The organism is Elusimicrobiota bacterium (assembly GCA_016788905.1).
Classification (GTDB): domain Bacteria; phylum Elusimicrobiota; class Elusimicrobia; order FEN-1173; family FEN-1173; genus JADKHR01.
The window spans coordinates 1-528 of record JAEURZ010000074.1 but is presented as its reverse complement, the minus strand read 5'-3'; the positions used below and the strand labels follow the sequence as shown (position 1 = coordinate 528).

1 protein-coding gene is annotated in these 528 nt (G+C 70.5%); it reads right to left on the bottom strand.

The annotated features are described in order from the left end of the window. Positions 1-528: 7TM-DISM domain-containing protein (locus JNK54_10865; GenBank protein ID MBL8024755.1), on the bottom strand; the 528-nt coding region annotated here is incomplete at both ends.

Sequence of the window (528 nt, the reverse complement as noted above, 5' to 3'; positions counted from 1 at the left end):
AACGGTCGGTGGACTCGGCGAGCTCGGCCGTCCGCTCGGCAATGCGCTGCGCCAGGGCCTTCTCCGACGCCTCCAGGGCCTCCCGGGTGAGCCGTTCGGCGGCCAGGGCCTCGGCCTGGGCCACGTCCTTGTCACGCCGCAGGATGTGGATGCGGCTGGCCAGGGCAAAGGAGAACAGCAGCATTTCCAGGGCCGAGCCGATCTGCATGCCGTAGGAGGTGAGCGGATTGGTCGGCAGCCAGTTGAGGGTGCGCAGGGCCAGCATGGCAACGCCCAGCAGCAGCAGGGTCCAGGCCGTCAGGAAGATGCGTGCCGCCGGCTGCCCGCGCTGGAAGGCCAGCAGCCCGCCCACCACCGCCACGCAAGAAAACGCTATGCCCACCAGCGCCGTGGCCACGCCCCCGGGGCGATAGGCGTAGACCACCGGGACCAGGCCGGCGATCACGAAGCACAGCTGCAGGATGCGGATCAGGCGGTCCAGCCCGGGCGCCGTCTGCCCCGTCTGCAGGAACTGGCGGGTGAAGATCG